This window comes from Thermomonas brevis, from assembly GCF_014395425.1.
GTDB lineage: Bacteria > Pseudomonadota > Gammaproteobacteria > Xanthomonadales > Xanthomonadaceae > Thermomonas > Thermomonas brevis.
In genome coordinates this window covers 2,540,341-2,566,858 of record NZ_CP060711.1, presented here as the reverse complement: position 1 = coordinate 2,566,858, position 26,518 = coordinate 2,540,341, and the positions used below count along the sequence as shown (strand labels likewise).

Annotated in this window: 29 protein-coding genes; 17 read left to right on the top strand and 12 right to left on the bottom strand. The window is 70.3% G+C overall.

Annotated elements, in window-relative coordinates:
• The first annotated feature begins 2 nt into the window (after positions 1 to 2).
• From H9L17_RS11815 to H9L17_RS11805, 3 genes are all read left to right on the top strand, one after another.
• Positions 3 to 422, top strand: coding sequence for a VOC family protein (locus H9L17_RS11815; RefSeq protein ID WP_187569638.1), 420 nt, complete (start codon positions 3 to 5; stop codon positions 420 to 422).
• Complete coding sequence (gene oxyR, locus H9L17_RS11810) at positions 419 to 1,378, top strand: DNA-binding transcriptional regulator OxyR (RefSeq protein ID WP_187569637.1); 960 nt, start codon at positions 419 to 421, stop codon at positions 1,376 to 1,378. The genes H9L17_RS11815 and oxyR overlap by 4 nt, the downstream gene beginning before the upstream one ends.
• A gap of 117 nt (positions 1,379 to 1,495) precedes the next feature.
• Positions 1,496 to 2,131: a hypothetical protein gene (locus H9L17_RS11805; RefSeq protein WP_246455086.1), complete on the top strand. Its 636-nt coding sequence runs from the start codon at positions 1,496 to 1,498 to the stop codon at positions 2,129 to 2,131.
• A gap of 6 nt (positions 2,132 to 2,137) precedes the next feature.
• On the opposite strand, the gene H9L17_RS11800 is transcribed toward H9L17_RS11805, so the two are convergent.
• Positions 2,138 to 3,055: a DMT family transporter gene (locus tag H9L17_RS11800; protein WP_187569636.1), complete on the bottom strand. Its 918-nt coding sequence runs from the start codon at positions 3,053 to 3,055 to the stop codon at positions 2,138 to 2,140.
• Entirely contained in the window at positions 3,052 to 3,312 is a 261-nt protein-coding gene (locus H9L17_RS11795; RefSeq protein ID WP_187569635.1) for a putative signal transducing protein, read from the bottom strand. Before H9L17_RS11795 ends, H9L17_RS11800 begins: the two co-directional genes overlap by 4 nt.
• A gap of 104 nt (positions 3,313 to 3,416) precedes the next feature.
• Here H9L17_RS11795 and H9L17_RS11790 point away from each other — a divergent pair, with 104 nt between their 5' ends.
• The 4 genes from H9L17_RS11790 to H9L17_RS11775 all read left to right on the top strand — a co-directional run bounded on the left by H9L17_RS11790 (position 3,417) and on the right by H9L17_RS11775 (position 7,262).
• Positions 3,417 to 5,162, top strand: coding sequence for a glutamine--tRNA ligase/YqeY domain fusion protein (locus H9L17_RS11790; protein ID WP_187569634.1), 1,746 nt, complete (start codon positions 3,417 to 3,419; stop codon positions 5,160 to 5,162).
• Complete coding sequence (locus H9L17_RS11785; RefSeq protein ID WP_425507337.1) at positions 5,162 to 5,734, top strand: nucleoside deaminase; 573 nt, start codon at positions 5,162 to 5,164, stop codon at positions 5,732 to 5,734. The genes H9L17_RS11790 and H9L17_RS11785 overlap by 1 nt, the downstream gene beginning before the upstream one ends.
• Positions 5,730 to 6,797, top strand: a complete 1,068-nt coding sequence (rlmM, locus tag H9L17_RS11780) for a 23S rRNA (cytidine(2498)-2'-O)-methyltransferase RlmM (protein ID WP_187571953.1) — start codon at positions 5,730 to 5,732, stop codon at positions 6,795 to 6,797. The genes H9L17_RS11785 and rlmM overlap by 5 nt, the downstream gene beginning before the upstream one ends.
• Positions 6,798 to 6,938: 141 nt before the next feature.
• Complete coding sequence (locus H9L17_RS11775; RefSeq protein WP_187569633.1) at positions 6,939 to 7,262, top strand: EF-hand domain-containing protein; 324 nt, start codon at positions 6,939 to 6,941, stop codon at positions 7,260 to 7,262.
• A gap of 68 nt (positions 7,263 to 7,330) precedes the next feature.
• On the opposite strand, the gene H9L17_RS11770 is transcribed toward H9L17_RS11775, so the two are convergent.
• Positions 7,331 to 8,533: an FAD-dependent oxidoreductase gene (locus tag H9L17_RS11770; protein ID WP_187569632.1), complete on the bottom strand. Its 1,203-nt coding sequence runs from the start codon at positions 8,531 to 8,533 to the stop codon at positions 7,331 to 7,333.
• Positions 8,530 to 9,762, bottom strand: coding sequence for a 2-octaprenyl-6-methoxyphenyl hydroxylase (gene ubiH, locus H9L17_RS11765; protein WP_187569631.1), 1,233 nt, complete (start codon positions 9,760 to 9,762; stop codon positions 8,530 to 8,532). The genes H9L17_RS11770 and ubiH overlap by 4 nt, the downstream gene beginning before the upstream one ends.
• Positions 9,763 to 9,804: 42 nt before the next feature.
• On the opposite strand from ubiH, the gene H9L17_RS11760 reads away from it, so the two are divergent.
• From H9L17_RS11760 to H9L17_RS11715, 10 genes are all read left to right on the top strand, one after another.
• Positions 9,805 to 10,374 (top strand): DUF6580 family putative transport protein, encoded by a 570-nt coding sequence (locus tag H9L17_RS11760; RefSeq protein ID WP_187569630.1) that lies wholly within the window; start codon positions 9,805 to 9,807, stop codon positions 10,372 to 10,374.
• Positions 10,375 to 10,437: 63 nt separating this feature from the next.
• A complete protein-coding gene (locus tag H9L17_RS11755) occupies positions 10,438 to 10,989 on the top strand; it encodes a cob(I)yrinic acid a,c-diamide adenosyltransferase (protein WP_187569629.1) in 552 nt (183 codons plus the stop codon).
• Positions 10,990 to 11,014: 25 nt separating this feature from the next.
• Positions 11,015 to 11,926, top strand: coding sequence for a histone deacetylase family protein (locus tag H9L17_RS11750; RefSeq protein WP_187571952.1), 912 nt, complete (start codon positions 11,015 to 11,017; stop codon positions 11,924 to 11,926).
• Positions 11,927 to 12,018: 92 nt separating this feature from the next.
• A complete protein-coding gene (lptD, locus tag H9L17_RS11745) occupies positions 12,019 to 14,325 on the top strand; it encodes an LPS assembly protein LptD (protein ID WP_246455085.1) in 2,307 nt (768 codons plus the stop codon).
• The gene (locus H9L17_RS11740; protein WP_187569627.1) at positions 14,322 to 15,734 is read left to right on the top strand and encodes a peptidylprolyl isomerase; all 1,413 of its coding nucleotides are present in this window, start codon (positions 14,322 to 14,324) and stop codon (positions 15,732 to 15,734) included. The genes lptD and H9L17_RS11740 overlap by 4 nt, the downstream gene beginning before the upstream one ends.
• Positions 15,735 to 15,738: 4 nt before the next feature.
• The gene (pdxA, locus tag H9L17_RS11735; RefSeq protein WP_187569626.1) at positions 15,739 to 16,713 is read left to right on the top strand and encodes a 4-hydroxythreonine-4-phosphate dehydrogenase PdxA; all 975 of its coding nucleotides are present in this window, start codon (positions 15,739 to 15,741) and stop codon (positions 16,711 to 16,713) included.
• Positions 16,713 to 17,051 (top strand): tRNA-binding protein, encoded by a 339-nt coding sequence (locus tag H9L17_RS11730; RefSeq protein ID WP_187569625.1) that lies wholly within the window; start codon positions 16,713 to 16,715, stop codon positions 17,049 to 17,051. The genes pdxA and H9L17_RS11730 overlap by 1 nt, the downstream gene beginning before the upstream one ends.
• Positions 17,048 to 17,854, top strand: a complete 807-nt coding sequence (gene rsmA / locus H9L17_RS11725) for a 16S rRNA (adenine(1518)-N(6)/adenine(1519)-N(6))-dimethyltransferase RsmA (protein ID WP_187569624.1) — start codon at positions 17,048 to 17,050, stop codon at positions 17,852 to 17,854. Before H9L17_RS11730 ends, rsmA begins: the two co-directional genes overlap by 4 nt.
• A 55-nt stretch (positions 17,855 to 17,909) precedes the next feature.
• A complete protein-coding gene (gene apaG, locus H9L17_RS11720; protein WP_187569623.1) occupies positions 17,910 to 18,290 on the top strand; it encodes a Co2+/Mg2+ efflux protein ApaG in 381 nt (126 codons plus the stop codon).
• Between the two features lie 12 nt (positions 18,291 to 18,302).
• Positions 18,303 to 19,223 (top strand): symmetrical bis(5'-nucleosyl)-tetraphosphatase, encoded by a 921-nt coding sequence (locus H9L17_RS11715; RefSeq protein ID WP_187569622.1) that lies wholly within the window; start codon positions 18,303 to 18,305, stop codon positions 19,221 to 19,223.
• On the opposite strand, the gene H9L17_RS11710 is transcribed toward H9L17_RS11715, so the two are convergent.
• The 8 genes from H9L17_RS11710 to H9L17_RS11675 form a co-directional block, all read right to left on the bottom strand.
• On the bottom strand, positions 19,208 to 19,702 hold the full coding sequence (locus H9L17_RS11710; RefSeq protein ID WP_187569621.1) for a dihydrofolate reductase: 495 nt from the start codon (positions 19,700 to 19,702) through the stop codon (positions 19,208 to 19,210). The genes H9L17_RS11715 and H9L17_RS11710 overlap by 16 nt on opposite strands.
• Positions 19,703 to 19,810: 108 nt before the next feature.
• A complete protein-coding gene (locus H9L17_RS11705; protein WP_187569620.1) occupies positions 19,811 to 20,605 on the bottom strand; it encodes a thymidylate synthase in 795 nt (264 codons plus the stop codon).
• Positions 20,605 to 21,486, bottom strand: a complete 882-nt coding sequence (gene lgt / locus H9L17_RS11700; RefSeq protein WP_187569619.1) for a prolipoprotein diacylglyceryl transferase — start codon at positions 21,484 to 21,486, stop codon at positions 20,605 to 20,607. Before lgt ends, H9L17_RS11705 begins: the two co-directional genes overlap by 1 nt.
• Before the next feature lie 40 nt (positions 21,487 to 21,526).
• Entirely contained in the window at positions 21,527 to 22,276 is a 750-nt protein-coding gene (locus tag H9L17_RS11695; RefSeq protein ID WP_187569618.1) for a TerC family protein, read from the bottom strand.
• Positions 22,277 to 22,328: 52 nt separating this feature from the next.
• A complete protein-coding gene (locus tag H9L17_RS11690; protein ID WP_187569617.1) occupies positions 22,329 to 22,709 on the bottom strand; it encodes a diacylglycerol kinase in 381 nt (126 codons plus the stop codon).
• A 278-nt stretch (positions 22,710 to 22,987) separates the two neighbouring features.
• Positions 22,988 to 24,226, bottom strand: coding sequence for an ABC transporter permease (locus H9L17_RS11685; RefSeq protein WP_187569616.1), 1,239 nt, complete (start codon positions 24,224 to 24,226; stop codon positions 22,988 to 22,990).
• Entirely contained in the window at positions 24,223 to 24,933 is a 711-nt protein-coding gene (locus H9L17_RS11680) for an ABC transporter ATP-binding protein (protein WP_187569615.1), read from the bottom strand. Before H9L17_RS11680 ends, H9L17_RS11685 begins: the two co-directional genes overlap by 4 nt.
• Positions 24,933 to 26,504, bottom strand: a complete 1,572-nt coding sequence (locus tag H9L17_RS11675; protein WP_187569614.1) for an efflux RND transporter periplasmic adaptor subunit — start codon at positions 26,502 to 26,504, stop codon at positions 24,933 to 24,935. Before H9L17_RS11675 ends, H9L17_RS11680 begins: the two co-directional genes overlap by 1 nt.
• Positions 26,505 to 26,518: the final 14 nt, after the last annotated feature.

Sequence of the window (26,518 nt, the reverse complement as noted above, 5' to 3'; positions counted from 1 at the left end):
CGATGGCGACGCGGCCGTTCGACGTGCGGCGCCTCGACCACGTGGTGCTGCGCGTGCGCGACCTCGACCGCAGCGAAGCGTTCTATCGCGACGTGCTGGGCTGTGCGGTCGCGCGCCGCCGCGACGACCTCGGCCTGCGCCACCTGCGCGCGGGCGCCTCGATGATCGACCTGGTCGCGGTGGACGGGACACTCGGCCAGCGCGGCGGTGCGGCGGCGGGCACGGAAGGCCGCAACCTCGACCACCTGTGCCTGCGCATCGAGCCGTTCGACGAGGCCGCCATCGTCGCCCACCTTGCGGCGCACGGACTTGCGCCGCTCGGCCCGGCGAGCTCCAACTTCGGCGCGGAGGGCGACGGCCCTTCGCTCTACTTCGACGATCCCGACGGCAACGCCGTCGAACTCAAGGGCCCCTCCGCGTGAACCTGCGCGATCTCAAATATCTCGTCGCACTGGCCGACCTGCGCCACTTCGGCAAGGCGGCGGAAGCCTGCTTCGTCAGCCAGCCCACGCTCTCCACGCAGATCCGCAAGCTGGAGGAGGAACTCGGCGTCACCCTGATCGAGCGCGCGCCGCGCAAAGTGATGCTGACTGCGGCCGGGCAGGACGTGGTGCAGCGCGCGCGCCGCATCGTGGCCGAGGTCGACGAGATGAAGGAAGCCGCGCGCCGCAGCCGCGACCCGGAATCCGGCACGCTGCGGCTGGGCGTGTTCCCCACCCTCGGGCCGTACCTGCTGCCACACGTGGTGCCGCAGCTGCGCGAGCGGTTCCCGCAGCTGGAACTGCGGCTGGTCGAGGAAAAGAGCGACGTGCTGCTGCAGCGACTGCGCGAAGGCAAGCTCGATGCCGCCCTGCTGGCGCTGCCGATCCACGACGACCAGCTGCACACCGAGTTCCTGTTCGAGGAACCGTTCCTGCTGGCGGTGCCGGAAACCCATCCGCTGGCGCGGCGCGACGCGCTGGCGCTGGCCGAGCTGTCGAACCAGCAGCTGCTGCTGCTCGAAGACGGCCACTGCCTGCGCGAACAGGCGCTGGACGTGTGCCGGCTGTCCGGCGCCGACGAGAAGCCGGAGTTCCGCGCCACCAGCCTGGAAACCCTGCGCCAGATGGTCGCGGCCGACGTCGGCATCACCCTGCTGCCGACGCTGGCGGTGAAGCCGCCGGTGGCGCGCTCCGACAACATCCACCTGCTCGGCTTCACCGACTCGCATCCGAGCCGCCGCATCGCCATGCTGTGGCGCAAGAGCTCGGCGATGCACGGGTTCCTGCTGTCGCTGGCCGAGGTGTTCAAGCAGCTGCCGCAGGACCTGTTCTCGCCGCTGCCGGATGCCGATACGCGCGGCAAGCGCAAACCACACACAACGGCCAACCCCGCCTGAGACGCGGCAGCGCAGGTCCTGGCGGTACCTGCATGCACGCCACGCGGGGCCGGCCAACGTGCGGAACGCCTGCATGGATGCCGCACAATCCGGTAATCCGAAGACGCGGAACCGTCGATGCCCAGCCTGCGCACCCTGTCGATCCTGCTGGTGGCGGTCCTGCTGCTGGGCTGGTGGCTGGCGCATCCATCGTCCACGCTGCCGCGTCCCGATCCGTCGGCGATCCCCGCCTGCCCGCTGCCGCCGCAGGTCGCCCACGGCGACGCGCCCTTGCAGACCGGCGTGCCGCACGGCCTGACCCTGCCCGGCATCGACGATGCCACGCTCACCCCGCTGGCCGGCTTCAGCGTGGACGCGCGCGTGCTCGGCCGCGAGGACTACCGCCTCGGCCGCGAAGCCGACTTCTCGCCGACCGACCTCGCGCTGGGCTGGGGCCGGATGACCGACGACGCGGTGCTGGCGCGGCTCTCGCTCAGCCAGGGCGGGCGCTGGTACCACTACCGCTGGCAGGGCGATCCGCCGATCCCCGTGGCCGAGATCGGGCGCAGCAGCGCCAACATGCACATGGTGCCGGCCGACGACCGCGTGGCCGCCGCGCTCGCCCGCATCGAGGCCGGCCAGCGCGTGCGCATCGACGGCTGGCTGATCCGGATCGACGGCGCGAACTGGCACTGGCGCAGTTCGCTGACCCGCGACGACAGCGGCGGCGGCGCCTGCGAACTGGTCTATGCCTGCGCGGTGACGCGGCTCTGAGGAGGCTCACGCCTCCTGCGCGGCCACCGCTTCCTTCGACTTCATCCCGGCCACGAAGATCCCCGCCAGGCTGACCGCCAGCCCCAGCCACTGGCGCGACGACACCGGCATGTCCAGCAGCACCACGTCCAGCAGATAGGCGACGATCGGCTGCGCGAGCAGCAGCAGGCCGGCCAGCGCCACCGGCAGCGAACCCATCGCCCGCGAGATCAGCACCCAGCTCAGGCAATGGCCGATCGCCGCCAGCGCCAGCAGCACGCCCCAGGCGTGCAGCGACGGCGGCCGGAACGCCTCGCCCTCGGCCCAGCCCGCCGCGCCCAGGCACAGCGCGCTGCCGAACGCGGCCAGGCACAGCACCTGCTCCACCGGCACCCGCGCGCGGCCGACGCCGGCCTCGGCCTGCGAACGCTTGATGCCGACGTTGTAGGCGGCATAGCCCACGCCCGCACCCAGCCCCATCCACACGCCCCAGCGGTACTGCGCGGGCAGCGTCGCCCAGTCCGCGCCCAGGATCAGCCACAGCCCGAAGAACGCCAGCAGCACGCCGGCGATGAAGCGCGGCCCCAGCCGCTCGCCGAACAGGAACATCCCGGCCAGCGCCATGAAGAACACCTGCGCATTCGCCAGCAGCGTGGACAGGCCCGGCCCGACCAGCAGGATGCTCTTGTGCCACAGCCACAGGTCGGCGGCGAAGGCCGGGATCGGCACCATCAGCCACAGCCACGCCTTGCGCGGCAGCCGCTGCCAGCCGTGGCGCGCGCTCACCAGCGCCGCCAGCAGAATGCCGGCCAGCAGCATCCGCCAGAACGCCACCGCGGTCGGCGGCATGCCCGCCATCCGCACCATGATGCCGTTGCTGCCGATGATCGCCGCGCCGGCCAGCAGTTCCAGGCTGGCGGCGCGCTGCGGATGAACGGCGCTCATGCGGGCTGCGCGCCCGGCAGGTCGTCGTCTTCCGCCAGCGGCTGCGTTTCGCCCAGGCGCAGCGCGATCACGATGTCGCGCGCCTGCGGCCAGGCGGCCTCGGGCACCATCACCCCGAGCAGCCCGAACACGCCCAGTTCGCCGATGCCGCCGGTCAGCGCCTCGCCGCGCACGAACGCGGGAATGCCCTCGGCTTCCAGCGCCTGCCGCACCAGGTGGGCGTCGATCAGATTGGCGGCCTCGTACACGCTGCGCATCGGCTCTCCTTTGCCGGCCAGCGTAAACCCCGCCGCGTCGGCGCGAAACCCTCGTCCGACGGGGCTCGGGTAAACTGGAACGCTATCCAGACAGCACCTGCATCGTGTCCTCGAACCCTGCCCCGACCGCCGCCGACGCCCCCGTCCGCACCGACTTCATCCGCCAGATCGTCCGCGACGACCTGGCCAGCGGCAAGCACGCCGCGATCAAGACCCGTTTCCCGCCGGAGCCGAACGGCTACCTGCACATCGGCCATGCCAAGGCGATCTGCCTGGACTTCGGCGTGGCGGCGGAGTTCGGCGGCGTCTGCAACCTGCGGCTGGACGACACCAATCCGGCCAAGGAAGACCCCGAGTACGTGCGCGCCATCCAAGATGACGTGCGCTGGCTGGGCTTCGACTGGAACAGCTTGCGCCACGCCTCCGACTACTTCGGCGTGCTGTATCTGGCCGCCGAGAAGCTGATCCGGCAGGGCGACGCCTTCGTCTGCGACCTGTCCGCCGACGAAGTGCGCGCCTATCGCGGCACGTTGACCGAACCGGGCCGCAATTCCCCCTACCGCGAGCGCAGCGCCGAGGAAAACCTCGACCTGTTCCGCCGCATGCGCGCGGGCGAGTTCGCCGACGGCGCGCGCACCCTGCGCGCCAAGATCGACATGGCCAGCGGCAACATCAACCTGCGCGACCCGGCGCTGTACCGGATCAAGCACGTCGAACACCAGAACACCGGCAACGACTGGCCGATCTACCCGATGTACGACTACGCGCATTCGCTCAGCGACGCCATCGAAGGCATCACCCATTCGCTGTGCACGCTGGAGTTCGAGGATCACCGCCCGCTGTACGACTGGTGCGTGGACAAGGTCGATCTGGCGCACAACCCCGACCTGCTGGAACCGCTGCTCGCGCACGGCCTGCCGAAGGAAGCCGGCAAGCCGCGCCAGATCGAGTTCTCGCGGCTGAACTTCAACTACCTCGTGATGAGCAAGCGCAAGCTGCTGGCGATGGTGGAAGACAAGCTGGTCGATGGCTGGGACGACCCGCGCATGCCGACCTTGCAGGGCATCCGCCGCCGCGGCTACACGCCGTCGGCGCTGAAGCTAATGGTGGAGCGCGTCGGCATCAGCAAGCAGAACTCGCTGCTCGATATTTCCATCCTCGAAGGCGCGCTGCGCGACGACCTCGACGCGCACGCGCCGCGCCGGATGGCGGTGATCGACCCGCTGAAAATCGTGCTGACCAATCTCGACGACGCGCACGAAGAGTCGCTCACGTTCTCGAATCATCCCAAGGACGCGGCGCAGGGCGAACGCGCGATCCCGTTCTCGCGCGAGCTGTGGATCGAGCGCGAGGACTTCGAGGAAATCCCGCCACCCGGCTTCAAGCGCCTGACCGTCGGCGGCGACGTGCGCCTGCGCGGCGCCGGCATCATCCGCTGCGACGAAGCGCTGAAGGACGCCGCCGGCAACATCGTCGAACTGCGCTGCACCCTCGATCCCGAATCGCGCCCCGGCATGGAGGGCGCGAACCGCAAGGTGAAGGGCACCATCCACTGGGTCAGCGCGAAGCACGCAGTGGCGGCGCAGGTTCGCCTGTACGACCGCCTGTTCACCGTGCCGAACCCGGATACCGACGAGGACGGCAAGACCTACCGCGACTACCTCAATCCGGACTCGCGCCGCGTCGTCACCGGCTACGTCGAACCGGCCGCCGCGCTGGCCACACCGGAGCAGGGCTTCCAGTTCGAGCGCCTCGGCTACTTCGTTGCCGACCGCTACGATCACAAGGCCGACGCGCCGGTGTTCAACCGCAGCGTGACCCTGCGCGACACCTGGACGCAGAAGGGCTGATGCCGATGTCGATGCCGCTTCCCGCGCAACTGCACATCACCCTGCCGGTCTGGGTGCTGGAACTGGACGTCGCCGGCCGCGACTTCGCAAGCGACGCCGCCAAGGTCGCGTTCGCCATCGAATTGTCGAAGCGCAACATCGAAGCGGGCAGCGGCGGCCCGTTCGGCGCGGCGGTGTTCAACCGGCACGACCTGCTGGTGGCCGTCGGCGTCAACCGCGTGGTGCGCCAGAGCTGCTCGCTGGCGCACGCCGAAACCATGGCCTACATGCTGGCGCAGCAGCGCCTGCAACGCTTCCGCCTCAACGAGGACGGCCCGATGACGCTGGCGACCTCGGCCCAGCCCTGCTGCCAGTGCTACGGCGCGACCATGTGGGCCGGCATCGACCGCCTGCTGATCGGCGCGCGCAGCGAGGACGTCGAAACGCTGACCGAATTCGACGAAGGTCCGCTGCCGGCGGACTGGATCGGCGAATTGCACAAGCGCGGGATCGAGGTCGTGCGCGACCTCGAACGCGAGGCCGCCCGCGCGGTGCTCAAGAGCTACGGCGAACTGGGCGGGCCGAATTATTGACGGCCTGCTCTGCTACTGCCGCCAGGGCTTCGAGCCGGAACTCGCGGCGGAACTGACCGACCGCGCCGCGCAGGCCGGCATCGCCGGCTGGGCGCGCACCGAGCGCGACAGCGGCTTCGTGGTGTTCGCCTGTGAGGACGCGGATGCGCTCAACCGTGCGCTGCCGTTCTCCACGCTGATCTTCGCGCGACAGAAGCTGCGATTGATCGCCGAGCTGCGCGGACTCGACCCGAAGGACCGCATCGCGCCGATGCTGGACGCATTGCCGCCTGCCCGCGGCGCGGGACAAGCGCCGCTCTACGGCGAACTGGTGATGGAGCATCCGGACAGCGACGCCGGCAAGCCGCTGGCGGGGCTGGCGCGCAGCCTCGGCAACGCGCTGCGCCCGGCGCTGCGCAAGGCCCATCTACTCAGTTCGCAGGACAGCAAGCGGCTGCCGCGCCTGCATGTCTGCTTCGTCGATGGCGACCACGCCTTCCTCGCCACCAGCGCACCCGCCGACAGCGCGCCGTGGCCGCTCGGCATTCCGCGCCTGCGCATGCACGCCGACGCGCCCTCGCGCTCCGCGCTGAAGCTCGAGGAAGCGCTGCTGGTGCTGCTGGACGAGGAGGAACGCGCGCGCCTGCTGAAGGAAGGCATGGTGGCCGCCGACCTCGGCGCCGCGCCCGGCGGCTGGACCTGGGTGCTGACCCGCAACCGGCTGCGCGTGACCTCGGTCGACAACGGCCCGCTGCGCCAGCACGTGCTGGACAGCGGCATGGTGCAGCACCTGCGTGCCGACGGATTCGGCTGGCAACCTCCGCACCCGCTGGACTGGATGGTCTGCGACATGGTCGAACAGCCGCGTCGCGTCGCCGAACGCATGGCGACCTGGCTGCGCGAAGGCTGGTGCCGGCAGACGATCTTCAACCTCAAGCTGCCGATGAAGAAGCGCTGGCAGGAGACGCAGCTGTGCCTCGATCTGTTCGCGCAGCAGGCGCAAAGGCCACTGACGATCCGCGCGAAGCAGCTCTATCACGACCGCGAGGAAATCACGGTGTTCGCCATGCCGGCGAAGCCCTGATTCCAGGCGCTCTTCGCACTGCCTTCGCGCCACGGTCACCGCGCTGAACGCGCCGCGAATCGCGAGGGCGGTTTCATCGCGAATTCACTCCGCCATCCGAACCACGGCGTAGGGTCTGGCCTCCCGTGCGGAGATTTCGCGATGAAGCGTCGCTCCCTTCTTCCGATTTCGTTCCTGGCCTCCGTCGCCTTCTCGTCCATTGGCGCGCATGCGCAGCAGACCACCGGCACGACCACTTTCCGGGACGCAGCCGGCAATCCCGTAACCGTCACTTCGCGCCATGCAGCACCCGCGCAGGAAGACCTGCATGCGGAATTCGCCGCGCTCGATACCAATGGCGACGGCAGCGTCAGCCCGCGCGAGGCGCGCGCGGACAAATACCTGGCGCGCAGCTTCCGACTGCTCGATACCGACCGAGACGGCCGCCTGCGGTTCGAGGAACTGCGGGAATGGCTGGACGATTGAGAGCCGCGAAACGCATCGACATGATCGGTGACGCGATGTGCTGACAGCGAAGCGCGCTGTCCGAAGCGTCAGATTCCCGCCGCGTGACGCCACAGCGCGCGCACCAGCGGCGGCATGCGCCCGGCCAGTCCCAGCGCATGGCCACGCAGCAGCGTCGGCAGCAGCGCATCGTTGCTGAACACCCGGTTGATCGTCTCGAACGCATGTGCGCCCAGCGCGTTCTCGCTGCGGCGCGTGCGCGCCCAGCGCGCCAGCCGAGTGGGCGATGCGATATCGCCGCCCTTCGCCTGCGCGTCGCGCAGCATCGCCCGCAGCGCGGAGACGTCGCGCAGGCCGTGGTTCACGCCTTGCCCGGCCAGCGGGTGCATCACGTGCGCAGCGTCGCCCGCCAGCAGCACGCGGCCTTCGACCTGGCGCTGCGCAAGCTGCCGGCGCAGCGGGAACGCGGCGCGTGCGGATTGCAGCGTGAAACCGTCCAGTTCGCCGCCGAAGGCCGCCGAGAGCTCGCGCACGAACTGCGCCGGCGGCGCGTCCAGCAGGCGCTGCGCCTCGGCGTCCGGCAGCGTCCACACGATCGACCCGAGGCGGCCGCGCAGGCCAGCCTCGCCATCGTCTGCGAACGGCAGCAATGCCACCGGACCTGTCGGCAGGAAGCGCTGCCAGCAGGTGTCGCGATGCGGTTCCTCGCTGGCGACGAAGGCCACCAATCCGCGCTGTCCGTAGTCGTGCGCCTTGGCCTCGATGCCGGCCAGTTTGCGCAGCGCCGAATGCCCGCCGTCGGCGGCGATGGCGAGACGCGCGTCCAACACCAATCCATCGTCCAGACCCACGCGCACGCCGGCCGCATCCTGTTCCAGCGTTTCGACCCGCGCCGGGCAGTGCACGCGCACGCCGGCCGCCGGCAGGGCGTTCCACAACGCATCCACCAGCAGGCCGTTCTCGACGATCCAGCCCAACTGCGGCTGGCCCAGCGCATCGGCGCCGAAGGCCAGCGGCGCGCCGCCGGCCGCGTCCCACACGTGCATGCCGCGGTACGGCTGCGCGCGCGTCGCCGCGATCCGCTCCCACACGCCCAGTTCGGCGAGCAGCGCGGCGTTGTCGGGCGCGAACGCGAACACGCGCAGGTCGCGCGCCTCGCGCCGCCACGGCTCGGGCGCGCGCGCTTCGACCAAAGCTACTTGCAAGCCTTCGCGGGCCAGCGCCAGCGCGGCGGCCGCGCCGACCACGCCGCCGCCCACGACCACCGCATCCAGCACGCCGCGGCGGTTCATGCGGCCACCTTGCGGCACAGCGCCGGCACGTCGCCGCGATAGCCCATCGCGCCGCCCACCAGCCAGCCCTGCAGCCACCCGAAGGCGTCGCCCGCGACCAGCCCCGCACTGCGCAGCGGGCGCAGCAGCGGGGCGTCGTTGGCGGTCAATTTCGCAAGGCCGTCGGAGAACGCCAGCGTGCGGCTGCGGTCCTCCTCGCGGCGCTCGGCGTGACGTTGCAGTACCGCATCAATGCCGGGATCGCCGGGATGCGCGGCGATGCACTCGGCCAGCGTCAGCGCATCGCGCAGGCCGAGGTTGAAGCCCTGCGCGCCCAGCGGATGGATCGCCTGCGCGGCGTTGCCGACCAGTACCGCGCGCGGCGCGATCAGCGCTTCGGCGATGCCGCTCTGCATCGGATAGGCGCTGCGCGGGCCGACCGCGAGGAAGCGGCCGGCGCGCCAACCGAAGGCGTCCTGCACGCGGGCGAGGAAGGCGGCATCGTCCAGCGCGGCCACCGCTTCGGCATCTTCGCGCGGGACGCCGTGCACCAGCCCGTAGTGGCCGTCGCCGCGCGGCAGCAGCGCGGTGGGGCCGTGGTCGGTCAGGCGCTCGTAGGCGGTGCCGTCCGGCGCGCGCTGCGCGCGCAGGCGGGCGACGAACAGGGTCTGGCCATAGTCGTGTTCGCGCGCGCCGATGCCGAGCGCATCGCGCACCGCGCTGCGCGCGCCGTCGGCAGCGACCAGCAGCTTCGCGCGCAGCTCGCGTTCGCCGGACGCGTCGGCGATGCGGACGCGGCGCAGGCCGTCCGCGCTTTCGCCCAGGCCGACGAAGCGCGCGGGCCGGTAGCGGGTCAGCTGCGTCAGTTGCAGCAGCCGCGCTTCCAGCGCCTCGCCGAAATCGCGCGCCACCACCACCCGGCCGAATTCCTCGCGGCCGTGCGCCTGCGCGTCCAGCAGCATCCGCCCGAAATCGCCGGCGCGGCTGACGTGGATGCGGCGGATCGGGCCGGTGGGCGCGCGCAGCAGCGGCAGCACGCCCAGCGCCTGCAAGGCGTTGAGGGTGGCCTCGGCGAAGCTGAGGTTGCGCTGGTCGAACACCGGCGGCAGCGCGCCGGCCGGCGCGGCTTCGATCATGCCGACATCCAGGCCCTGCGCCTCCAGCGCGATCGCGAGGCTGGCGCCGACCAATCCGCCGCCGACGATCAGCACGTCGTGCGCGGGGCGTTGTGCGGGGGCGTGCGTGGACATTGCGCTATGCTAGCGGCTCCGCAGTCCGCCTGTCCGAATGCCATGAATCGCCCCGCCTCGACGCTCCCCGCCGGCCCGCTGCTGCTCACCGCGCTGATCTTCGTCGCCGCGCTGACCCGGATCATTCCGCATCCGCCGAATTTCTCGCCGATCGAGGCGGTGGCGCTGTTCGGCGGCGCGTATTTCGCCAAGCGCCAGTGGGCGCTGGTCGTGCCGCTGGCGGCGATGTTCGCCTCCGACCTGGTGCTGGGCCTGGTCAACGGCGGCATCTACTGGAGCTACTTCGCCAGCGCCGGCTACCTGATGGTCTACGCCTGCATCGCGCTGTCCACCGTGCTGGGCTTCGGCCTGCGCGGCAAGGTCAGCGGCGGCCGCGTGCTGGGCTATTCGCTGGCCGGCTCGCTGCTGTTCTTCGTGCTGACCAACTTCGGCGTGTGGGCGTTCGAGTCGATGTACCCGCACAACGCCGCCGGCCTGACCGCCGCCTTCGTCGCCGGCATCCCGTTCTTCCAGTGGACGGTGCTGGGCACGCTGTTCTACGCGGCGCTGCTGTTCGGCGGCTTCGAACTGCTGCGCCAGCGCAATCCGGCGCTGCGGGCGCAGACGGTTTAAGCGCCCCCTCATCCGCCTTCGGCACCTTCTCCCCGCAAGCGGAGAGAAGGAAAAGCGAAACGCATGGGCAATCGACTTTCCAAGATCTACACCCGCACCGGCGACGACGGCAGCACCGGCCTCGGCGACGGCTCGCGCGTCGGCAAGGATTCGGCGCGCGTCGAAGCCTACGGCACGGTCGACGAGGCCAATTCCTGCATCGGCCTGCTGCTGGCGGCGGACGTGCCGGACGACGTGCGCGAACTGCTGACGCGCGTCCAGCACCAGTTGTTCGACCTCGGCGGCGAGCTGTGCATTCCCGGCCACGCCGCCATCTTCAATGCCGACATCGAAGCGCTGGAAACGCAGCTCGACCGATTCAACGAAGGGTTGCCGGCGCTCAAGGAGTTCATCCTCCCCGGCGGCGGCGAGGCGGCGGCGCGCTGCCACATTGCCCGCACCGTGGTGCGCCGCGCCGAGCGCGCGACGGTGGCGCTGGCGCGGCTGGAAGACGTGCGCCCGCAGCCGGTGCACTACCTGAACCGGCTGTCCGATCTGCTGTTCGTGCTCGCGCGCGTGCTGGCGCGCGCCAGCGGCCACGGCGAAGTCCTGTGGAAGCACGAGCGCCGCAGGTGATCCGCTTCCCCGGGCGCGCGCGGTGATCCAGATCTACACCCATGCCGCCTGCCTGGCGCACGCCACCGGCCCGGGCCACGTCGAGCGCCCCGAACGCCTGCGCGCCGTCATCCACGCGCTGGAAGCCGCGCATCCCGACCTCGACTGGCAGCAGGCGCCGCGCGCCAGTCGCGGCCAGCTGCTGCGCGTGCACGACGAACGCCTGCTGGCGGCGGTGCTGGAAAGCGACCCGCAGGGCCTGCAGCAGCTCGACCCGGACACCGTGCTGTCGCCGCATTCGGCGGAAGCCGCGCTGCGCGCCGCCGGCGCCGGCGTGGCCGCGGTGGACGCAGTGCTGGCCGGCCGCACCCGGCGCGCGTTCTGCGCGGTGCGCCCGCCCGGCCACCACGCCACCGCCGACACCGCGATGGGCTTCTGCCTGTTCAACAACGTGGCGGTGGCCGCGCGCCACGCCATCGACCGGCACGGGCTGGAGCGGGTCGCCATCGTCGATTTCGACGTCCACCACGGCAACGGCACCCAGGCGATCTTCGAACGCGAGCCGCGCGTGCTGTACGCCAGTTCGCACCAGTGGCCGCTGTATCCGGAGACCGGCGCGCGCAGCGAAACCGGCTGCGGCAACGTCTTCAACGCGCCGCTGCCGAAGGGTGCGGGCGGCGAGGCGTTCCGCGCCGCCTGGCGCGACGACCTGCTGCCGGCGGTGGACGCGTTCAGGCCGCAGTTGCTGCTGGTGTCGGCGGGCTTCGACGGCCATCGCCGCGATCCGCTGGCCGGATTGCTGCTGGACTCCGCCGACTTCGCCTGGCTGACCCGCGAACTGGTCGCGCTGGCCGATCACCACGCCGACGGCCGCGTCGTCTCCCTGCTGGAAGGCGGCTACGATCTCGACGCGCTGGCCGAATGCAGCGTGGCCCACGTCGACGTACTGCGCCTTTGAGCGTCCCGGCTGAACGCAGCGTCGTCGCGCGTTTGCCGCTGCTGGCCGCTTCCGGCAAGCTAACCGCCCGTTTTTCCGCTTCCGGATCGCCCGTGCGCCCTGTCCTGCGCCTGCTTCCCCTGCCGCTGTGCATCGCGCTGTCGCTGCCGGCGCACGCCGACGACGACACCCCGCAGAACTGGGCGCTGTGCCCGATCGGCGACGCGGTGCCGCCGTTCGCCGATGCGTTCCGCGCGCCGGAAGGGTTGAACATCGCGCCCGCCGGCCAGCCGCGGCCCACCGACATCGAAGGCGACATGCTGTCCGGCACCGACGCCAACCCGGTGTTCCAGGGCAACGTCACCATGCGCCGCGACGACCAGTTCATGGGCGCCGACCAGCTCACCTTCGACAAGGAGAAGGGGCGCTACGCGGCCGACGGCAGCATCCGCTACCAGGCCGCCGGCCTGCGCGTGCGCGCCGCGCATGCGGAAGGCGACCAGGAGGCCGGCACCCATTCCATGCAGGACCTGCAGTACCAGCTGCTGTCGCGGCGCGGCAACGGCCGGGCGCGGAGCCTGGACATGGTCGGCGAGGTCGGCACCCTGCGCGAAACCACCTATTCCACCTGCCCGCCGGAAGCGCGCCACTGGGAGCTGCGGGCGAGCCGGATCGACATCGACACCGACAAGGGCATGGCGGTGGCGCGCGGCGCCAGCCTGCGGGTCGGCAAGGTGCCGGTGCTGTACATGCCGTGGTTCATGTTCCCGACCGACGACCGCCGCCGCACCGGCCTGCTGTTCCCGTCGATCTCCAATTCCGGCCGCAACGGCTTCGACTGGAAGCAGCCGATCTACCTGAACCTGGCGCCCGACTACGACGCCACCCTCAGCCCGCGCTGGATGAGCAAGCGCGGCGCGCTGCTCGGCGGCCAGTTCCGCTACCTGCTGGAAAACGGCAAGGGCACGCTGGACGGGGTGTGGATGCCGAACGACGAGCTGCGCGACCGCAGCCGCGGGCTGGCGCACTTCGAGGGCATCCAGAACCTGGGATCGAACTGGCAGGCGCGCGCCAACCTCAACTGGATCAGCGACCCGCGCTACTACGAGGATTTCAGCAACAGCATCGACGGCCTGTCGCAATCCATTGCGTACAGCGAGATCGGCGTCTACGGCCGCGGCCGCGACTGGACGGCCGGCGTCGGCGCCGACCACTGGCAGCTGGCCGACTACACCCTGACCGACCAGGTGCTGCCCTACGACCGCCTGCCGCGCGCGTTCATCAACTGGGAACGCGGGTTGGGCGGCGGCCTGCTGCGCGGCGGCGTCGATGCGGAGGCCGTGCGCTTCCACCATCCGGTCTATGCCGCCGGCTCGCGCCTCGACCTGCGCCCGTGGATCGGCATGCCGCTGGAAGGCGACGCCTGGTTCCTGCGCCCCACCCTGGCCTACCGCTACACCGGCTACTCGCTGGATCGCGCGCTGGGGCAGACGCTGGGCGGAGATTCGCCGACCCGTGGGCAGTCGATCTTCAGCGTCGACACCGGCCTGTTCTTCGACCGCGACACCCGGGTCAAGGGCAAGGACTACCTGCAGACGATCGAGCCGCGCCTGTTCTACCTGAACGTGCCCTACGCCGACCAGGACGACATGCCGGTGTTCGACACCCAGCCGCTGACCTTCAGCTGGGGCCAGCTGTTCCGCGAGAACCGCTATTCCGGCGCCGACCGCCAGGCCGACGCCAACCAGCTCACGCTGGCGCTCAGCACCCGCATGATCCGCCAGTCCGACGGCTTCGAGCGCTTCTCCGCCAGCTTCGGCCAGATCCGCTATTTCGAGGCATCGCGGGTGCATTTGCCGAACGAGCCGGTCACCGAGAAGGGCGGTTCGGCCTGGGTCACCGACGTCAACTACGCGCCGACCGACCGCTGGACCTTCGGCGCCTCCTACCAGCGCGACCCGAAATTCAAGCGCACCGACCTGGCCAGCGTGCGCGCCCGCTACCTGCTGCCCGACGACGGCGTGTTCAACCTGGCCTACCGCTACCGCCGGGAGCTGCTGGAACAGGTGGACGTGTCCTTCCTGTACCCGCTCAATCCCAGCTGGAGCCTGGTCAGCCGCGGCTACTATTCGCTGCGCGACGGCAAGGTGCTGGAAGCCTTGGCCGGCGTGCAGTGGGACAGCTGCTGCGTCGCCCTGCGCCTGGTCGCCCGCCGCTACGTGCACAACCGCGTGGGCGAGCTGAGCAACGCGCTGATGTTCGAGATCGAACTGAAGGGGCTCGGCTCGGCCGGCCAGGACACCCGCAAGGCCTTGCGCCGCGCCATCCTCGGCTACAATCGCGACGATCTCTATCTGGTGCCGCCGCAGACCGCCACGGGCCAGTCCTCCCCGCCCGACAACGCGAACACCATTCCATGACCCCAACCCATCGCCCGCGCGCCCCCCGTCTCCTGGCCGCCCTGCTGCCGCTCCTGCTGCTGGCCGGCGGCGCCTCCGCGCAGGAATTCCAGCCGGTCGACAAGATCGCCGCGGTGGTCAACGAGGACGTGATCCTGCGCAGCGAGCTGGATCGCGCGGTCGCCAACATCCGCAGCCAGTACGCCGGCCACGAGGATCAGCTGCCGCCGGCCGACGTGCTGACCCGGCAGGTGCTGGAACGCCTGATCCTGCTGCGCCTGCAGCTCGAGCGCGCCACCGACACCGGCATCACCGCCACCGACCAGGATCTGGAGCGCGCGGTGCAGGGCGTGGCCCAGCAGAACGGCCTGAACGTCGACCAGCTGCGCGCGCGGCTGGCGCAGGATGGCATGTCGTTCGCCGAATTCCGCAACAGCCTGCGCGACGAGATCATCACCCAGAAGCTGCGCCAGAGCTTCGCCCAGGGCCGCATCAACGTCAGCGAAGGCGAAGTCGACGCGGCAATGGCGAACGCCTCGGCCACCGTATCGCAGCAGTTCCACCTCGCCCACATCCTGATCGGCACGCCGGACGGCGCCAGCCCCGAGCAGATCGCCACCGCGCAGAAGAAGATCGAGGGAATCAAGGGCCTGCTCGACCGCGGCGAGATGACCTTCGCCGCCGCCGCCGTGCGCTACTCCGACAGCCCCAACGCGCTGGAAAGCGGCGACCTGGGCTGGCGCGGACTGAACGAGATCCCGCCGGCGTTCGCCGCCGCCATCCAGCAGATGCAAGACGGCGACGTGATCGGCCCGATCCGCGGTCCCAGCGGCTTCCAGCTGCTGCAGCTGGTCGGCACCCGTACCCAGGCGCCCGGCAGCGGCGAGAAGGTCACCCAGTTCTCCGCCCGCCAGATCCTGGTCAAGGTCGACGACAAGACCGACGACGCCGCGGCCAAGGCCAAGGCCGACACGCTGGCGGCCCGCCTGGCCGGCGGCGCGGACTTCGCCAAGCTGGCCGGCGAGGAATCCGACGACGCCACCACCCGCCGTCGCGGCGGCGACCTGGGCTGGTTCGGCGCCGACACCTACGGCACCGCCTTCGGCATGCAGGTGGCGGCGCTGGGCGACGGCCAGACCTCCGCCCCGTTCAAGACCGACGCCGGCTGGGTGATCATCCAGCGCAGCGGCAGCCGCGAGATCGCCGCCGGCGACGAGAACATGCGCGCGCAGGTGCGCGAGACCATCGGCCGGCGCAAGCTGGAAGAGGAATGGAACCGCTTCCTGCGCGAAACGCGCGGCGAAGCCTTCGTCGACGTGCGCGACGAGCAGGGCAAGTCCACCTTGCCCGAACTGCAGGAAACGCAGAAGGAAAAGCACAAGATGAAGCCGGTCGACGTGCATCCCGAGGGAAGCCGCGCAGCGTTCTGACGCAATGCGCCCCCGACTCGCACTCGTTCCCGGCGAACCGGCAGGCGTCGGCCCCGAACTCATGGTGCGCGCGGCCCAGCAGGACTGGGACGCGCGCTTGGTCGTGTTCGGCGATGCTGCCGTCCTGCATCGCGCCGCCGCGGCGCTGTCGCTGCCGCTGGAACTGCATCGCGCCGGCGAAACGCCGGCATCGGCGCGCAGCCTGGAAATCGTCGATATCCCGCATCCGGTGCAGGCCGCTTTCGGCGCGCCGGAGCCGGCGAACGCCGCCTCAGTCGTGGCGGCGCTGACCGGCGCCGCGCAGGCCTGCCTCGACGGCACGTTGGACGGCATGGTCACCGGCCCGGTGCACAAGGCCGCGATCAACGACGGCGGCATCCCCTACACCGGCACCACCGGATTGCTGGCCGCGCACGCCGGCTGCGAGGTGGTGATGATGCTGGCCAATCCGGCCATGCGGGTCGCCCTGCAGACCGTGCACCTGCCGCTGCGCGAGGTGGCCGACCGGATCGTGCCGGATGCGCTGGAGCGCACGCTGCGGATTGTCTATGACGCATTGCGCAAGCAGTTCGGCATCGCCGATCCCGCCATCGCCGTGCTCGGCCTGAACCCGCACGCCGGCGAGGACGGCCATCTGGGCAGCGAGGAACTCGACGTCATCATTCCCACGCTGGAACGCCTGCGCCTCGATGGGATGCAACTGATCGGCCCGCTGCCCGCCGACACCGCCTTCCTGCCCGAGAAACTGCGCGGCTTCGACGCGGTGCTGGCGATGTACCACGACCAAGGCTTGCCGGTGCTCAAGCACGCCGACTTCGCCCACGCGGTGAACATCACCCTCGGCTTGCCCTACCCGCGCGTGGCGGTGGATCACGGCACCGCGCTGGATCTGGCCGGCAAGGGCGTCGCCGATCCGTCCAGCCTGTTCGCCGCGATCCGCTGCTGCACGCAGCTGGCCGACGGGCGGAAGCGCGTCTGATGGAGACGATTTCTTTCGACGACTTCCTGAAGGTCGAACTGCGCGTCGGCCGCGTGCTCTCCGCCGAACCGTTCGCGCAGGCGCGCAAGCCGGCCTATGTCCTGCACGTCGATTTCGGGCCGGAGCTGGGCGTGCGCAAGTCCAGCGCGCAGATCACCGCGCACTACCGCCCCGAGGATCTCGTCGGCCGGCTGGTCGTCGCCGTAGTCAATTTCCCGGACAAACAGATCGGCCCGCTGATGTCCGAATGCCTGGTGACCGGCTTCCACGACGCCGACGGGGCGGTGGCGCTGTGCGTGCCGGACCGGGACATACCGTTGGGGGCGCGATTGCTATGAGCACAGGCTTCACCGAACCCGCCAAGAAGCATCTGGGCCAGAACTTCCTGCACGACAGGAGCGTGATCGACCGGATCGTGCAGGCCATCGACCCGCAGCCGGGCGACGTCGTCGTCGAGATCGGCCCCGGCCAAGGCGCGCTGACCTTCCCGCTGCTGAAGCGGCACGGCGACGTCACCGCCATCGAATTCGACCGCGACCTGCACGCGCCGCTGCAGGCCGCCGCGCGCGAACACGGCACGTTGCACCTGATCGAAGGCGACGTGCTCGGCGTGGACTTCACCGCGCTGGCGGCGCAGCGCGGCGACGCCCGCGGGCAGATCCGGCTGGCCGGCAACCTGCCCTACAACCTCAGCTCACCGATCCTGTTCCACGCGCTGGACCACGCCGCCGCGATCCGCGACATGCACTTCATGCTGCAGAAGGAAGTGGTCGAGCGCATGGCCGCCGGCCCCGGCAGCAAGGTCTACGGCCGCCTGAGCGTGATGCTGCAGGCATACTGCGCGGTGACGCCGCTGTTCGTGGTGCCGCCGGGCGCGTTCCGGCCCGCGCCGAAGGTCGATTCGGCGGTGGTGCGGCTGGTGCCGAAGCCGGCAGACAAGATCGAAGTGGCCGACCATCGCGCCTTCGCCAACGTCGTCCGCGCCGCCTTCGGCCAGCGCCGCAAGACCCTGCGCAACGCGCTCAATAGCGTGGCCGACGCCGACGCCATCGAGGCCGCCGGCCTGCGCCCGGACGCGCGCGCGGAGCAGATCGAAGTGGCCGGCTTCGTGCGCCTGGCCAACCTGCTCGCCTCCGCCTGAACGCGCCGCCCGCGACGGCGGGCGCAGCGCGCCGCACGCCCGCTAGAATGGCGGCATGAGCAGCAACGATTACCAGTTCGACATCGCGGTCGATGCGCGCTTCCTGGACGACCAGTCCGCGCCGGAAGAAGACCGCTACGTGTTCGCCTACACCATCCGCATCCACAACCGCGGCAAGGTGCCGGCGCGCCTGCTGGGCCGCCACTGGCTGATCACCGACGGCAACGGCCGCGTGCGCGAGGTGGAAGGCGAAGGCGTGGTCGGCGAGCAGCCGTGGCTGCGCCCGGGCGAGGGGTTCGAATACACCTCGGGCGCGGTGCTGGAAACCGACATCGGCACCATGCGCGGCAGCTACGACATGCTGGCCGACGACGGCACCCGCTTCGCCGCGCCGATCCCGGCGTTCACCCTGTCCATCCCGCGCACGTTGCACTGAGGCGGTGGACTGATGGCCGTCTGGGCAATCGGCGACCTGCAGGGTTGCTACGACGTCACCCAGCGCCTGCTGGAGAAGCTCCGCTTCGATCCGGCGGCGGACCGGCTGTGGTTCTGCGGCGACCTCGTGAATCGCGGCGGCCAGTCGGTCGAAACCCTGCGGCTGGTGCATTCGCTGCGCGAGGTGAGCCACACGGTGCTGGGCAACCACGACCTGTCGCTGCTGGCGGTGGCCGAGCGCACGCCCGAGGAGCAGCGCCGGGTCAATCCCGACCTGCAGGGCGTGCTGTTCGCGCCCGATGCGCAGGAACTGCTGACCTGGCTGCGCGGGCAGAAGCTGGCGCACGTGGACCGCAAGCTGGGCTGGATGATGGTGCATGCCGGCCTTGCGCCGAAGTGGACGACGCAGCTCGCAGAAAAACATGCGCGCGAAGTCGAGGCGCGGCTGCACGGCGACAACTACCGCAAGCTGCTGAAGAACATGTACGGCGACGGCCCCGATTGGTCGCCGCGGCTGGGCGGGATCGAGCGCGAGCGCGCGATCATCAACATCTTCACCCGCATGCGCTATTGCAGCCCGCGCGGGCGGATCGCGTTCGAGCACAAGGGCGCGCCCGGCAGCCAGCCGCCCGGCCTGTATCCGTGGTTCTCGGTGCCCGGCCACGCGCCGCGCGACCTGAAGATCGTGTGCGGGCACTGGAGCACGCTGGGCCTGTTCCTCGGCCACGGCGTGCACGCCATCGACACCGGCGCGGTGTGGAGCGGCAAGCTCACCGCGCTGCAGCTGGACGCCGAGGGCCTGAACGTGGTGCAGGTGCCGGGCCGCGACGTGCCCGCGCCGGCGCCGAAGCAGCGCCCGCCGAAACCGCACAAGCCGCACGGCCAGCGCCGCCACGACGGCGGCCACAACCACAACGGTCAGGCGCGCTCGTAGTCCACGAAGGCGAACGCGAACGCATGCGCCGCATCCGCCGGATGCGCGCTGCGTGCGGTTTCCCGCCAATCGTCCGCATCGAAGCGCGGGAAGAACGCATCGGCGCCGTCGATCCGCGCATCGACATGGGTGAGGTGCAGCCGCGTGGCGCGCGGCAACGCCAGCGCATAAATCTCGCCGCCGCCGATCACGCACAGCTCGCCGGCCTCGCCGGCGGCAAGCGCGATGGCCTCGTCCAGCGACGCCACCGCCTGCATGCCGTCGAACGGCACGCTGCCGCCGCGCGTCAGCACCAGGTTGCGCCGCTTCGGCAGCGCGCGGCCCAGCGATTCCGCCGTCTTGCGGCCCATCAGCACCGGCTTGCCCAGCGTCAGCGCCTTGAAGCGCTTCAGGTCGTCCGGCAGGTGCCACGGCAGCGCGTTGCCCTTGCCGATGGCATTGTGGCGATCCAGCGCGGCGATGAGGGAAAGCTGCGTCATCCGGTTCCTTGCCGTCGTTCCCGCAAACGCGGGCACACAGTGTCTTTCATTGACGCCGCAACAGGCAAAGACGCCGAACTCCCGCCTTCGCGGGAGTGACGGTATTGCTCAGACGGCGACCGGCGCCTTGATCGCCGGCCACGGATCGTAGCCTTCGATGGCGATGTCCTCGAAGCGGAAGCCGAAGATGTCCTTCACCTCCGGATTCAGCCGCAGCGCCGGCAGCGCGCGCAGCGTGCGCGCCAGCTGTTCGCGCGCCTGCTCGAAATGGTTGGAGTACAGGTGCGCGTCGCCCAGCGTGTGCACGAAATCGCCCACGCCCAGCTCGCAAACCTGCGCCACCATGTGGGTGAGCAACGCGTAGCTGGCGATGTTGAACGGCACGCCGAGGAAGATGTCGCCGCTGCGCTGGTAGAGCTGGCAGCTCAGGCGACCGTCCGCCACGTAGAACTGGAACAGCGAGTGGCAGGGCATCAGCGCCATCTTCGGCAGGTCCGCCACGTTCCACGCCGACACGATCAGCCGGCGCGAATCCGGGTTGCGCTTGATCTCGTCGATCAGCCACGCGATCTGGTCGACCGTGCTGCCGTCCGCGCCTTCCCAGCTGCGCCACTGCTTGCCGTACACCGGCCCCAGCTCGCCGTCGGCATCGGCCCACTCGTCCCAGATGCTGACCTTGTTGTCCTTCAGGTAGGCGATGTTGGTCTCGCCCTGCAGGAACCACAGCAGCTCGTGGACGATCGAGCGCAGGTGCAGCTTCTTGGTCGTCACCAGCGGGAAGCCTGCGCGCAGGTCGAAGCGCATCTGCCAGCCGAACACGCTGCGGGTGCCGGTGCCGGTGCGATCGGCCTTCTCCGTGCCGTGCTCCAGCACATGGCCGAGCAGGTCGAGGTACTGCCGCATCAGCGCGGCTCCGGCATCAGCGTCGGCGCGCTGCGCGACTTCCACAGCCAGAACAGGCCCAGCAGGATCAGCGGCGTGCTCAGCACCTGTCCCATCGTCAGCCAGCCGAAGGCGAGGTAGCCCAGCTGCGCGTCGGGCTCGCGCACGAACTCGACCAGGAAGCGGAAGCTGCCGTACAGCAGCGCGAACAGCCCGGACACGGCATAGCGCGGGCGCGGCCGGCGCGAATACCAGACCAGCGCGCAGAACATCACCAGCCCTTCCAGCGTGGCCTGGTAGAGCTGGGAAGGGTGGCGCGCGAATGCGTCCAGCAGGCCGGCGTCGAACTGCGCCTTCAGCGTGGCCGCGTCCATCGACGCGAACGGCTCCGGCAGCGCGCGCGGGAACACCACGCCCCAGCCGTCGAACGCGGTGCCCTGCGTGGGCTTGCCCCACAATTCGCCGCCGATGTAGTTGCCGAGGCGACCGAAGCCCAGCCCGGCCGGCACCAGCGGGGCGACGAAATCGACTGTGTCGAAGACATGCAGGCGATGCCGCCGCGACCACCACACCACCGCCGCCAGCACGCCCAGCAGGCCGCCGTGGAAGCTCATCCCGCCTTCCCAGACCTTGAAGATCATCAGCGGATCGCCAAGGAAGACCGGCAGGTCGTAGAACAGCACGTAGCCGATGCGCCCGCCCAGCACCACGCCGAGCATGGCGTAGAACATCAGGTCGCCGAAGCCGTTCTCGTCCACGCCCGGCAGCCGTCCCGCGCGCACCCGGCGGCGGCCCAGCCACCACGCCACCGCGAAGCCGAGCAGGTACATCAGGCCGTACCAGTGGATCTTCAGCGGCCCGAGGGACAGGGCGATCGGATCGATCTGGTGCAGGATGGGCATTCGGTCGGGCTCCGGTCGGGAATCGGTCAGGACAGCGCGCTTACCACTCGCCGGCGCCCGGCACGTGGTGCGCGGCGGCCTTGCGGCGCATCAGCAGATTCAGCCACTCGACCATCACCGAGAAGGCCATCGCGAAATAGATGTAGGGCTTGGGCACGTGCACGTCCAGCCCGTCCAGCACCAGCACCGCGCCGACCAGCAGAATGAAGGCCAGCGCCAGCATCTTCACGGTCGGGTTGGCGTCGATGAAGGCGCCCAGCGGATTGGCGGCCAGCAGCATGATGGCGACCGCGGCCAGGATCGCGAACACCATGATCGGGATGTGCTGGGCGATGCCCACCGCGGTGATCACCGAATCCAGCGAGAACACGATGTCGATCACCGCGATCTGCGCGATCACCAGCCCGAACACCGCCGACGCCTTGGTGGTGCGCGGATCCTCGTCCTCGCCGCCGCCGATCAGGTCGCGGATTTCCAGCACGCCCTTCACCAGCAGGAAGGCGCCGCCCAGGATCAGCACCAGGTCGCGGATCGAGATGCCCTTGCCCAGCAGCACGAACAGGTCCTGCGACATCCGCGCCAGATGCGCCAGCGTCACCAGCAGCAGGATGCGGGTGATGCAGGCCACCGCGATGCCCAGCTTGCGCGCCACCGGGCGGCGCTGTTCGGGCAGGCGGCCGACCGCGATCGAGATGAACACCAGGTTGTCGATGCCCAGCACGATCTCCAGCCCGCTCAGCATCAGCAGGGTCAGCCAGGCGTCGGGCGAGGCGAGGAAACTCAGGTCCATTCTTCAGCTCTTCGGGGAAATGGCGCGGCGCGCACGTTTCGGGGGCCGCGCGTCAAAGCCAGCGCGGCAACAGCAGCAGCGCCCACACCAGCACCACGTTCATCATCAGCACGAACACGGCGGCCGAGCCCATGTCCTTGGCCCGTCCGGCCAGTTCGTGGTGCTCGGCGCCGTAGCGCTCGATCACCGCCTCCATCGAGGAGTTCATCAGCTCCATCGCCATGACCAGCAGGCAGCTGCCGATCAACAGCGCGCGCTCCACGCCGTCGGCGCCCAGGTGCCAGCCCAGCGGGCCCAGCACCACGAACATGCAGACTTCGAGCCGGAACGAGGATTCGTGCAGCCAGGCCGCGCGCAGGCCGAGCAGCGACCACTTCGCCGCGCGCATCACCCCGGCCGGGCCGCGCGGCAGGTGTCCGTACAGATCAGCCATGCGAACGCACCCGGTGGCGGCTGGGCATGGCGGAATCGGGAACAGGCATCGGCGGTCGCAGCGGACAAGGCGGAACCGGCATTTTGCCATACGGCCCGCGCCCGGCTCCGTTAAGGGGCGCAAACGCGCCCCTTGGGGGTATACCTCCGCGCGGGGAGCGGTCGGGTGAGGGTTCGGGCACGAACGGTGCCGCCGGCTCCGCCGTCCCCTCATCCGCCCTTCGGGCACCTTCTCCCGGAGGGAGAAGGAAAAGCCGCCCGGCAAGGCGAAGAAGGCGCTTACTGCGAGCGCAACGCCTCGATCGGATCCAGCAGCGAGGCCTTGCGCGCCGGGTAGTAGCCGAAGAACAGGCCGGTGCAGATCGAGAACGTCGCCGCCAGCAGCACCACCTTGGCGTTGAGCTCGACCGGCAGGTCGCCGAACTTGCCGACCACCAAGGCGCCGACCACGCCGATCGCGATGCCGATCACGCCGCCGATCAGCGAGATCAGCATCGCCTCGGCCAGGAACTGCCGGCGCACGTCGCTCGGGCCCGCGCCCACCGCCATCCGCAGGCCGATCTCGCGGATGCGCTCGGTCACCGACACCAGCATGATGTTCATGATGCCGATGCCGCCGATGATCAGGCAGATGCCGGCCACCGCGCCCAGCAGCTTGGACATCAGATTGGTGGTGGCGGTGCGGGTGGCGACGATCTGGCTGATGTTGCGGACCACGAAGTCGTCGTCCGCGCCCGGCTCGATCTTGTGGCGCTGGCGCAGCAGGCTCTCGATCTCGGCCTGCGCGCTGGCGAGGTTCTTCGCGTCGTCCACGCCCACCGCGATGGCCTGCACCGCCCCCGGCGGCATGCTCTGCGAACTGGACAGGCGGCGGCGCGCGGCTTCCAGCGGCACCACCACGATGTCGTCCTGGTCCTGGCCGAAACCGCCCTGCCCCTTGGACGCCAGCACGCCGACCACGGTGAACGGCACGCGGCCCAAGCGCACGGTCTGGCCGATGCCGTCCTCGTCGTCGCCGAACAGCGCCTTGCGCACGGTTTCGCCCAGGATCACGGGTTTCGCGCCGCCGCCGTAGTCGCCGGCGTCGAATCCCTGGCCCTTGGCCACCTGCCAATCGTTGATCGCGAACCAGTCCGGCTCCACGCCCTGCCATTGGGTGGACGCGTTGTTCTCGGCGTACACCACCTGGGTGCCGCCGCGCAGCGAACCGGCGGCGTACTGCACCTCCGGCACTTCGTTGCGGATCGCTTCCACGTCGCCTTCGCCCAGCGTCCAGCGGCTGCCCTGCGCAATGCGCGCGCCGCCCGGCCCCATCCCGCCGAAGCTGCTGATGTCCAGCCGCTGCGAGCCGAGGCCCGAGACCATCTTGTCGATCTCGGCCTGGGTGCCCTGGCCGATCGACACCATCACGATCACCGCCGCGATGCCGATGATCACGCCCAGCGAGGTCAGCGCGCTGCGCATCCAGTTGCCGCGCAGCGCGAAGAACGCGGTGCGCAGGATGTCGGTGAAGCTCATGCGGCCTCCGCTTCGGTCTGCGCGTGCAGCTCGCCATCGCGCATCACGTAGGTGCGGTCGGCGTGCGCCGCGACGTGCGCGTCGTGGGTGATCAGGATGACGGTGTGGCCGTCGTCGCGCAGGCGCTTGAACAGGGCGAGGATTTCCTCGCCGGTCTTGCTGTCCAGCGCGCCGGTGGGTTCGTCGGCCAGCAGGATCGGCGGATGGTTGACCAGCGCGCGGGCGATCGCCACGCGCTGCTGCTGACCGCCGGACAGCTCGTTGGGGAAATGCCCGGCGCGCCCGCCCAGCCCCACCGCCTCCAGCGCCGCCAGCGCGCGGCGGCGGCGCTCGGCCGGCGGGATCTGCGCGTAGCCCATCGGCATCGCCACATTGTCGGTGGCGTCCATGCGCGGCAGCAGGTGGAAGCCCTGGAACACGAAGCCGATCTTGTCGCGGCGCAGCGCCGCCAGCTGCTCGGCGTCCAGCGTCGACACGTCCACGCCGTCGCATTCGTAGCGGCCGGAAGTGGGCGTGTCCAGGCAGCCGATCAGGTTCATCAGCGTGGACTTGCCCGAACCCGACGGCCCCATGATCGCGACGAACTCGCCGCGCTCGATGCGCAGGTCCACGCCCTGCAGCGCCACCACTTCCGCCTCGGTGCCGGGCGAATACACCTTGCCCAGCCCCCGCGTGAGGATGACCGGCACCGCGTCCGCCGCGGCCATCACTTGCTCTCCGTGGCCGCGCGCTCGCCGGAAATGATCAGGTCGCCTTCCTTGATGTCGCGCCCGGACACCTCGGTGCTGCTGCCGTCGCTGACGCCGACCTTGACCATCACCGCCTGCGGCCTGCCGTTCGCCAGCTTGTAGGCCACCACGCGCTTTGCGTTGAGCTGCGCGTCCAGGCCGGCGTTCCACTTCGCGCGCTGGGCGTCGTCGAGGGTCGCCACGAAGGCCGAGAACTGCTGGTTGAAGCGGTCGCGCATGCGCGAGCGCATCTGCGCCATCATGCCGGCGTCGCCGCGGCCCTGGCCGCCGCCCATCCGCATGCCGGGGCCGCCGCCGAACAGCCGGCTGCCGCCCTGCTGCTGGCCCTGCGCGCTCTGCTGCGCCTGCGCGGCGCGCTCGGCCTGGCGCTGCTGCATCTCCTGCAACGCGCCGTCGAACGCGGCCTTCTGCTCCGCCGACAGGCCCAGCGTCGCCGCCAGGTTCTGCAGGTCCTCGCCCATGCCCGGACCGCGGCCGGCGCCGCCATTCTGGCCGCCCTGCGCCGCGCCTTCCGGCTTCATGTCGGCCAGCGCCGAGCCGTCCGCCGGCTTGAAGCGCAGCGCCGCGTTGCCCACCTTGAGCACGCCCTCGCGCTTGCTGACCTCGATTTCCGCGTTGACGGTCAGCCCCGGCAGCAGGGTGCCGTCGGTGTTGTCCACGGTCACCACCACCGGGTAGGTCACCACGTTGTTGGTGGTGGTGGCGGCCAGCCGCACCTGCTCCACCGTGCCCTTGAACTGGCGGTCGGGGAAGGCGTCGGCGGTGAAGCTCACGGCCTGGCCGACCTTGACCTGGCCGATGTCGGATTCGTCGACGGCCAGCTCGATCTTCATCTTCGACAGGTCTTCGGCGATGGTGAACAGCTCCGGCGCCGAGAAGCTGGCCGCCACGGTCTGGCCCGGCTCGATGCTGCGGGTCAGCACCACGCCGTCCACCGGCGAGCGGATGACCGCGCGGTCGATGTTCACCTCGGTGTTCTTCAGCGAGGCGGTCTGCTGGCGGATCTGCGCCTGCGCCGAGTTCACCTGCGCCTGCGCCTGCTGGAACGCGGCGCGCGCCTGGTCGACGTCGCCCTGCGCCACCAGCTTCTGCTGGCCCAGGTCGGCCTTGCGGCGGTAGTCCAGTTCGGCGTTCTTCAGCGTCGCCTGCGCCTGCGCCAGCGAGGCGCGGGCCGAGGCGATCTGCGCGTTGCCCTGCTCCAGCTGCGCCTGGTAGGTGCTGGGGTCGATCCGCGCCAGCACGTCGCCCTTCTTCACCGGCGAATTGAAATCGACCAGCACGTCGGTGACCTGCCCGGAAATCTGGCTGCCCACGGTGACGGTGGTGATGGCGCTGAGCGTGCCGGTGGAGGAGATGGCCACGCGGATGTCGCCGCGCTGCACCGTCTCGGTGCGGTAGCCGCCGGCCGCGTCGGCCTGCCCGCGCTTGTGCCAGAAATAGCCGCCGGCCGCGAGGACGGCCACGATGGCGACGGCCACGCCGATCTTGCGCAGGGGGAAGGTGCTACGGGGACGGCGTGTCTGGCTCATGCGTGGGCAGTCGG

Bases quoted from the DNA above. Each gene is read 5' to 3' on its own strand.
- H9L17_RS11690 (WP_187569617.1), bottom strand. From the start codon at position 22,709: ATGGCTGATCTGTACGGACACCTGCCGCGCGGCCCGGCCGGGGTGATG.
- H9L17_RS11800 (WP_187569636.1), bottom strand. From the start codon at position 3,055: ATGAGCGCCGTTCATCCGCAGCGCGCCGCCAGCCTGGAACTGCTGGCC.
- H9L17_RS11680 (WP_187569615.1), bottom strand. From the start codon at position 24,933: ATGGCCGCGGCGGACGCGGTGCCGGTCATCCTCACGCGGGGGCTGGGC.
- H9L17_RS11785 (WP_425507337.1), top strand. From the start codon at position 5,162: ATGCCGATGTCGATGCCGCTTCCCGCGCAACTGCACATCACCCTGCCG.
- H9L17_RS11685 (WP_187569616.1), bottom strand. From the start codon at position 24,226: ATGAGCTTCACCGACATCCTGCGCACCGCGTTCTTCGCGCTGCGCGGC.
- apaG (WP_187569623.1), top strand. From the start codon at position 17,910: ATGAGCAGCAACGATTACCAGTTCGACATCGCGGTCGATGCGCGCTTC.
- H9L17_RS11760 (WP_187569630.1), top strand. From the start codon at position 9,805: ATGAATCGCCCCGCCTCGACGCTCCCCGCCGGCCCGCTGCTGCTCACC.
- rsmA (WP_187569624.1), top strand. From the start codon at position 17,048: ATGAGCACAGGCTTCACCGAACCCGCCAAGAAGCATCTGGGCCAGAAC.
- H9L17_RS11705 (WP_187569620.1), bottom strand. From the start codon at position 20,605: ATGCGGCAGTACCTCGACCTGCTCGGCCATGTGCTGGAGCACGGCACG.
- H9L17_RS11715 (WP_187569622.1), top strand. From the start codon at position 18,303: ATGGCCGTCTGGGCAATCGGCGACCTGCAGGGTTGCTACGACGTCACC.
- H9L17_RS11795 (WP_187569635.1), bottom strand. From the start codon at position 3,312: ATGCGCAGCGTGTACGAGGCCGCCAATCTGATCGACGCCCACCTGGTG.
- H9L17_RS11710 (WP_187569621.1), bottom strand. From the start codon at position 19,702: ATGACGCAGCTTTCCCTCATCGCCGCGCTGGATCGCCACAATGCCATC.
- H9L17_RS11775 (WP_187569633.1), top strand. From the start codon at position 6,939: ATGAAGCGTCGCTCCCTTCTTCCGATTTCGTTCCTGGCCTCCGTCGCC.
- H9L17_RS11740 (WP_187569627.1), top strand. From the start codon at position 14,322: ATGACCCCAACCCATCGCCCGCGCGCCCCCCGTCTCCTGGCCGCCCTG.
- pdxA (WP_187569626.1), top strand. From the start codon at position 15,739: ATGCGCCCCCGACTCGCACTCGTTCCCGGCGAACCGGCAGGCGTCGGC.
- H9L17_RS11805 (WP_246455086.1), top strand. From the start codon at position 1,496: ATGCCCAGCCTGCGCACCCTGTCGATCCTGCTGGTGGCGGTCCTGCTG.
- H9L17_RS11770 (WP_187569632.1), bottom strand. From the start codon at position 8,533: ATGAACCGCCGCGGCGTGCTGGATGCGGTGGTCGTGGGCGGCGGCGTG.
- ubiH (WP_187569631.1), bottom strand. From the start codon at position 9,762: ATGTCCACGCACGCCCCCGCACAACGCCCCGCGCACGACGTGCTGATC.
- H9L17_RS11730 (WP_187569625.1), top strand. From the start codon at position 16,713: ATGGAGACGATTTCTTTCGACGACTTCCTGAAGGTCGAACTGCGCGTC.
- lgt (WP_187569619.1), bottom strand. From the start codon at position 21,486: ATGCCCATCCTGCACCAGATCGATCCGATCGCCCTGTCCCTCGGGCCG.
- H9L17_RS11755 (WP_187569629.1), top strand. From the start codon at position 10,438: ATGGGCAATCGACTTTCCAAGATCTACACCCGCACCGGCGACGACGGC.
- H9L17_RS11675 (WP_187569614.1), bottom strand. From the start codon at position 26,504: ATGAGCCAGACACGCCGTCCCCGTAGCACCTTCCCCCTGCGCAAGATC.
- H9L17_RS11815 (WP_187569638.1), top strand. From the start codon at position 3: ATGGCGACGCGGCCGTTCGACGTGCGGCGCCTCGACCACGTGGTGCTG.
- H9L17_RS11695 (WP_187569618.1), bottom strand. From the start codon at position 22,276: ATGGACCTGAGTTTCCTCGCCTCGCCCGACGCCTGGCTGACCCTGCTG.